At 69.7% G+C, this 6,334-nt stretch carries 6 protein-coding genes and 1 pseudogene; 2 read left to right on the top strand and 5 right to left on the bottom strand.

Features of this window, described 5'->3' with window-relative positions; translation table 11 throughout:
* Nucleotides 1–78, bottom strand: a pseudogene (locus VGE49_RS14230) (ATP-binding cassette domain-containing protein); the annotation flags it as partial.
* Nucleotides 79–303: 225 nt separating this feature from the next.
* On the opposite strand from VGE49_RS14230, the gene VGE49_RS10610 reads away from it, so the two are divergent.
* Nucleotides 304–1,767: a serine hydrolase gene (locus tag VGE49_RS10610; RefSeq protein ID WP_331034525.1), complete on the top strand. Its 1,464-nt coding sequence runs from the start codon at nucleotides 304–306 to the stop codon at nucleotides 1,765–1,767.
* Here VGE49_RS10610 and VGE49_RS10605 read toward each other — a convergent pair.
* From VGE49_RS10605 to VGE49_RS10595, 3 genes are all read right to left on the bottom strand, one after another.
* Nucleotides 1,764–2,675 carry an alpha/beta hydrolase gene (locus tag VGE49_RS10605; protein ID WP_331034524.1) on the bottom strand — a complete coding sequence of 304 codons (912 nt, stop codon included), beginning with the start codon at nucleotides 2,673–2,675 and terminating at the stop codon, nucleotides 1,764–1,766. The two genes, VGE49_RS10610 and VGE49_RS10605, sit on opposite strands and share 4 nt — an antisense overlap.
* A gap of 65 nt (nucleotides 2,676–2,740) precedes the next feature.
* Nucleotides 2,741–3,352: a TIGR02466 family protein gene (locus VGE49_RS10600; RefSeq protein ID WP_331034523.1), complete on the bottom strand. Its 612-nt coding sequence runs from the start codon at nucleotides 3,350–3,352 to the stop codon at nucleotides 2,741–2,743.
* A gap of 90 nt (nucleotides 3,353–3,442) precedes the next feature.
* Nucleotides 3,443–4,213, bottom strand: coding sequence for a tRNA1(Val) (adenine(37)-N6)-methyltransferase (locus tag VGE49_RS10595; RefSeq protein WP_331034522.1), 771 nt, complete (start codon nucleotides 4,211–4,213; stop codon nucleotides 3,443–3,445).
* A 142-nt stretch (nucleotides 4,214–4,355) separates the two neighbouring features.
* Between VGE49_RS10595 and VGE49_RS10590 the strand changes: the two genes are divergently transcribed.
* Entirely contained in the window at nucleotides 4,356–5,330 is a 975-nt protein-coding gene (locus VGE49_RS10590; RefSeq protein WP_331034526.1) for a polyprenyl synthetase family protein, read from the top strand.
* Here the strand turns inward: VGE49_RS10590 and VGE49_RS10585 are convergent.
* Nucleotides 5,327–6,334 (bottom strand): hypothetical protein (locus tag VGE49_RS10585; protein ID WP_331034521.1); only part of this gene is annotated, 1,008 nt, incomplete at its 5' end. The genes VGE49_RS10590 and VGE49_RS10585 overlap by 4 nt on opposite strands.

Genomic DNA, 6,334 nt, shown 5'->3' with positions numbered 1-6,334 from the left:
GATGTTCTCGAAGATCTTCTTGCCGCCGGGGAAGGTCTTGGTCAGACCCTGCATCTGGAAAATATATTGCTGCGCCATGAGGTGCGGTTTCGCCCTGTCGTCTGATCTGATGGGGAGGTTGGCGCGGGATGTAGCCGTCGCAGACCCTTTGGGCAAATCTCTAGACGTAACGCGGGGCGGTTTGAAGGCGCGCTGCATCCGTTCCGGCCCGTCGCGGCCTCTACCCGGCACGCCCGTTGGGGGCGGGGGAGCGGCTATCATGAAGTCACGGTCGATGGGCGTGCTGCTGGCGGCGGGGCTGGCATGCACGGCGGGCGGGGCCGGAGCGCAGGACCGCGCGGCCTTCGGCGCGGCGATGGACGCCTTTGCGAGCCGGGTGATGCAGCGGGTCGAGGCGGCGCCCGGCCTGGCGGTCGCCGTGGTGGACAAGGACGGACTGGTTCACGCGGCGGCCTCGGCGTGGCGGACGTGGCGACGGGCGCAGCCGTCACGACGGACACGCGATTCTACATCGCCTCGGCCACCAAGGCCTTCACCGCCCTGTCGTTCGCCGCCATGGCGCGGCGGGGCGAGGTCGATCCGGATGCGCCCCTGGCTGACTGGGCGCCGCCATCCGGCGTGCCGGCCGACATCGCCGCGCGGATCACCCTGACCGACCTGCTGAGCCACCGCTCCGGCGCGGACAACGCCCCGATCGCCTTCCGGGTCGCCTATTCCGGCGACTGGACGCCCGAGGTCCTGTGGCGGCTGACGGCGGAGACGCGGCCGCGCGACACCCCCTATGGCCAGTTCGTCTACGCCAACTCGGGCTACAACCTTGCGACTGTCTTGAGCGAGCGTCGCTGGGGCCGCGACTGGCGCGAGATGGTCGAGGACGAGGTGCTGACGCCGCTGGGCATGACGGCCACGACCGCGCGCATCGACGCGGCGCGGACGTCCGGCGCGGTGGTCGCCGCCGGTCATTTCGGACGCATCCCAGGCCAGCCCGAGCGGTCGCCCTTGCAGAAGACCGACGCGACCATGCAGTCGGCGGGCGGGCTGATCTCGACCGCGAACGACATGGCCAAATGGCTGGAGGCCCAGATCAACGACGGCCGGGTCGGCGGACGGCAGGTGTTTCCCGCAGGACTGGTCGCCTCGACCCATGCGCCGCGCGTGGCGCAGGAAGCGACCTTCGGCCCCTATGTCCGCGCCGGCTATGGTCTGGGCTGGCAGGTCGGGCGCTATGGCGATGACGTGCTGATCCACCATTTCGGCAACTTCTCTGGCTCGCGGGCCCACGTCTCCTTCATGCCGGAACGGCGTCTGGGCGTGGCGGTGATGGTCAACGAGGACGCCTTCGCGGGGGACCTGGCCGATCTGGTCGCCAACTACGCCTATGACTGGTTCGCGGGCCTGCCGGACATCGAGGCGGTCTATGACGCGAAGCTCGACGTTTTGATCGCCGAGCGCGACCGTCGTCGCGCGGGCATTGCGGGGGCGCTGGAGGCTCGGGGCAAGCGGGCGCGCACCCTGTCGCTGCCGAACGCAGCCTACGTCGGCGACTACGTCAGCGCAGCCTACGGAACCCTGACGATCCGCGAAGCGGGCGAGCGGCTGTCGGTCGCCATCGGCGTGCAGCAGGCCCTGGCCGACTACCTGACCGAAGCGGAGGGTCTTCGCGTCGAGCTGACCCCGTTCCGGGGCGAGGGGGTGGTGTTTACACTGGACGCCGACGGCCGCCCGACCTCGCTGACCTATCAGGACGCAGTCTTCGTGCGGCGCTAGGGCTTGGCCGGCAGAACCGCCATCAGCGCCCGCGTGAAGCCGACCGGGGCGACCGTCAGGTGGTCCTCGTCCGTCAGCACCGTCGATTGCAGGCTCAGACCCGGATAGGCGCGCGACTTCAGCGCCCGCTCCATCGCGCGCATGTCGCCGACCATGTCCGCCTCGCTGTCGTGCCGGGCGGTGGGGCCGGGGCCTTCGAAGGCCCCGACATACATGAAGACCTCGGCGGGCAGGTCGGTATGGCTGCGGGCGTAGTCCGCCTCCATCTTCATCATGTGGCGCTGGTCGAACCAGAAGGACGGGCTGCCCAGCACATAGCCGCTGAAAATCGTCGGATCGGTGAACATGATCTGGGCCCCGAGCAGCCCGCCGTAGGAGTGCCCCAGCAGGACGCGGCGCGCCGGATCGGTGCGGAACTTCTGATCCACGAAGGGCAGGGCCTGGGTCTTCAGATAGGTCTGATAGGCCGCCCCGCCGCCGTGAACGGCGCCGCCCGAACTGCGCGGGCCGTTCGGCGTCGGGGTGTAGTCGCGGCGGCGACTGTCGGCGCCGTTGTCGCCCTTGGCGTAGGACAGGCCGACCAGGATGAACTCCTCGATCACCGGCCCCTCCAGATTCACCCGGCGAGCGATCTGGCGGATGATGGGAAAGGCGTAGTCGGCGTCGGTGACATAGAGGACCGGATAGCGGCGGTTCGGCTCGGTCTCGTAGCTGGCGGGCAGGCTGACGAAGACCTCGTAGTCGCGGCCGGAGACGGGGTCGGGCACCGACCAGACCTGGGTGCCTTTCAGCACATAGGGCGCGCCGTCGGCGGCGGATGCCGAGGTGGTTTGAGCGTCCGCCCGTTCGCCGCAGCCCGCTATGATGCTCGCCGCCAGCAGAATCGTCGCCAGTCCCAATGCCCGCATGGAGGCCCCCTCAAGCTTCACAAGAACGGCAGACTTCAGGGCAAATGCGGCGCTGAGAGGGCGCCTCAGGCATAGTTGAAGCTGATCGAGATGCGCTGTTCCTCGGCGCGGTTGGCTGGGACCTCGTGGCGCAGCCAGCTTTCCCACATCAGCACCGTGCCCGAGGCGGGCTTCAGATAGACGAAGGGCTTTTCGGCCTCGGTCGCCTCGGCGGTCAGGCCGGGGCGGGCCATCATCATGACCAGGCGCGGGTCCTCGATCTTCAGCGACGAGGCGCCGTCGGGGACGTGGATGTAGATGGTGCCCGAAATGATCGCGTGGGGGTGGATGTGGCCGGTGTGGCCGCCGCCGGGCATCAGGACGTTGACCCACAGATTGTCCAGCTTGGGTTTGCGCGCCAGATCGAAGTGCAGGGCCTTGGCGTAGGCGGCGGCGTGCTTGTCCAGCAGCTTCTTCAGTTCCGCGAACTCGGGGAAGCGGTGCGGCAGGTCGTTGATCGAGCCGTAGGAGGTGTAGCCGGGATAGTGGTTGGCCTTGCACCATTCGATCCCGGCCTCGTCCTCCTCGGCCATGACCAGGCAGAGGTCGAGGATCTCCTCGTGCAGTTCGGGCCAGGCGGGCGCGGCGGCCAGCGAGGCTTCGTAAACCTGGGTCGGAAAGAGGGGGCGCAGGGACATGGCGGTTCCATACCGCTCCGCCATCAGTTTGGGGAGGGCGTTGCATTCCTATCGCTCCTCCCGGCGAAGGCCGGGATGAGCGGTGTGGGGTCAGAAAGGCAGCCCCGCCTCGCCGCGCAGGATGGCCTCGGCCTCCGGGCTGTGCTTGGCGCCCGAGCGGTCGTGCAGGACCAGCGGCGGCAACAGCCGCAGCGGCGCCTTGCCGGTCTTGATGGCCTGGACCAGCACCCGCTTGGCGGGCTGGTCGGCGTAGGGGTGGATGGGGCGGATGGCGAAGGAGCCGGCCTTGTCGCCCAGCAGGGCCAGCAGGTCGGCCAGACGGTCGGCGCGGTGGATGACCACGATGCGGCCGCCCTCGCGCACGGCCTTCAGCAGGAAGCCGGTCCAGGCCTTCAGCCCGTCGTCGGCCATCCAGGCGCCCATCTTGCCGGGGGCGGGCGCCCGCAGCGCGCCGGGGTCGTCGAAGAAGGGCGGATTGCTGACGGCCCAGTCGAAGGGGGCTAGGTTCAACGCCCGAAACCCCTGCGCCACATCGCCGCTGAGGATGGAGGTGCGGTCGTCGACGCCGTTGAGCGCAGCGTTTTCGCGCGCCAGCCCCGCGGCGGTCAGGTCGCGCTCCAGTCCGGTCAGGGCGACGCCGGGGCGACGCGCCGCCACCTGCATCAGCACCGCGCCCGCGCCGCAGCCGGCCTCGATCAGCCGCTCGCCCGGTTTGGCGTCCACGGCGGCGGCCAGCAGGGCGGCGTCCATGCCGGCGCGATAACCCTTCACCGGCTGGCGCAGCCGGACGCGACCGCCCAGCAGGGCGGATTCCGCAACTTCGGCGGCGACAGTAGGGGTTGACCCGGCTTGACCCGTCATGACGCCGCCACCATTGTGCGCCGCATCGCGTTCGGGCAAGCGGATGCGTGTGATTTCCGGGCGAATCTCCCTGTTCGCCCCTGTGCTGAAAGAGAATTTCGTGGACGCAGCTCTCGTCGCCGCTCCCCGCCCCAAGGGCGATGTGGACGCTCTTGTTCGTCTGGCCAAGGACGACATGGCGGCGGTTGACGCCCTGATCATCGCCCGGATGCAGTCCGACGTGCCGGTCATCCCCATGCTGGCCGAGCATCTGGTTTCGGCGGGCGGCAAGCGTCTGCGTCCGCTGCTGACGGTGGCTGCGGCCCGCGCCATCGGCGCGACGGGCGAGATCGAAGGCGCCAAGAAGCTGGCCGCCTCGGTGGAGTTCATTCACACCGCCACCCTGCTGCACGACGACATCGTCGACGGCTCGGAAATGCGGCGGGGCAAGGTGGCGGCGCACCTGATCTGGGGCGCGGCCTCGTCGGTGCTGGTCGGCGACTTCCTGTTCGCGCGCGCCTTTGAACTGATGGTCGAGACCGATTCCCTGCGGGCGCTCGGCATTCTGGCGACGGCCTCCAGCGTGATCGCCGAGGGCGAGGTGCTGCAACTGACGCGCGCCCACGACCTGAATCTGGATCAGGACACCTATCTGCAGATCATCCGCGCCAAGACGGCCGAACTGTTCGCCGCCGCCGCCGAGTCGGGCGCGGTGGGCGCGGGCGCGACCGAGGAACAGGTGAAGGCCCTGCGCGACTACGGCATGGCCTTGGGCATCGCCTTCCAGCTGGCGGATGACGCCCTGGACTACGGCAGCGACACGGCGACCCTGGGCAAGAACGCGGGCGACGACTTCAACGAGGGCAAGGCGACCCTGCCGCTGCTGCTGGCCGTTCAGCGCACCAAGGGCAAGGAAGACCTGTTCTGGGATCGCGTCATCACCAAGGGCGAACGCACGCCCGAGGACTTCAACCGGGCGCGCGAACTGATCCTGGGCACGGGCGCGGTCGAGGCGACGCTGGACGCCGCCGGCGACTACGCCGACCGGGCCAAGGCGGCGCTGTCGGTCCTGCCGGCCAGCGACTGGCGCTCGGCTCTGGAAGACCTGGCCGACTTCGCCGTCAGCCGCGCGGCCTAGTTTCGACGACGCAGGCCGCCCAGGCCCCTTAGAATAGACCGCGCGGCGTCGCCCACGGTGGGCGGCGCAGGAACACCGCGGTCCTGAGCGCGCGCGCCGTCGGCCCCGTCGCCCATGTCCATGTCCGACATGTCCATGCCCAGCATGGTCGTGGCGTTCGAGGCGTAGCGCACCTTGACCACGTGCTCGATGTTCCAGGGCTCGCGCCGGTTCGCCGGGCGCGGCGGATAGGTGAAGTCGGCCTCTCCGCCGAAGGCCGTGACGCGCAGCATCGACTGCGGCGCGGCGGTCATGACGGCGCTAGGGATCGGGCAGCGCGTGGTCGTTGCGGGCAGAACCACCTTCTGCGCGATCAGCCGGTCCAGATCGCCGGGCGACAGGAAGTCGGGGATCATGCCGGGGGCGATGGCCACGTCGCTGGAGCTCCATATGACGACATCGCCCGCCTCGTTGGCGCCCATGGTCAGGGCGAAGTAGCCGCGCGCGTTCGGCACGCTCCGCCAGCCCAGGCCCGAGGCGTCGTTCGGCCCTACGCCGGTCAGTTGCAGCGAGGCGAGGAAGTCCTGGTCGCCGTTCAGGCTGAAGGCGATGTCGGGCGTGTAGTCGCCCTGAACCTTGTGCGCCCCGATCAGGGAGCCGTTTGGCGGCACGGTCTGGCTGTCGCGGCTATTGGGCCAGTCGCCGTAGGTGCGGCCCGAGCCGGGCGAGGGCGGGGTGGGCGAGGACAGGCGGATGTTGCTGGCCAGGGCGCCGAACTGGCTGGCGCCGCCGCGCGACAGTTGGATCACCACGGGCTGGCCGGCGCCGGTCGCCTCGCCGCAGCCGTGATAGATCAGCATCCGGACCGAACCGCCGTAGTCCTGGGGCGCGGTGCGGTCATGGTCGGGACCGTGCGGCGGCGCGTCCGGCGTGATGAGGGGCAGGCTGGGGCCGACGCCCAGCGAGGCGGGCGGCAGATGTTCGGCGTGCGGTGAGGGAGTGGTCCTGCTGGACTGAAGCTGCAG

The organism is Brevundimonas sp. (assembly GCF_036405315.1).
Taxonomy (GTDB): Bacteria; Pseudomonadota; Alphaproteobacteria; order Caulobacterales; family Caulobacteraceae; genus Brevundimonas.
The sequence above is the reverse complement of the archived record's forward strand: the minus strand, read 5'-3'. Positions and strand labels throughout refer to the sequence as shown.

Excerpts from the sequence above, each read along its gene's own strand:
- VGE49_RS10605 (WP_331034524.1), bottom strand. The coding sequence starts at position 2,675 with ATGCGGGCATTGGGACTGGCGACGATTCTGCTGGCGGCGAGCATCATA.
- VGE49_RS10600 (WP_331034523.1), bottom strand. The coding sequence starts at position 3,352 with ATGTCCCTGCGCCCCCTCTTTCCGACCCAGGTTTACGAAGCCTCGCTG.
- VGE49_RS10595 (WP_331034522.1), bottom strand. The coding sequence starts at position 4,213 with ATGACGGGTCAAGCCGGGTCAACCCCTACTGTCGCCGCCGAAGTTGCG.
- VGE49_RS10610 (WP_331034525.1), top strand. The coding sequence starts at position 304 with ATGCACGGCGGGCGGGGCCGGAGCGCAGGACCGCGCGGCCTTCGGCGC.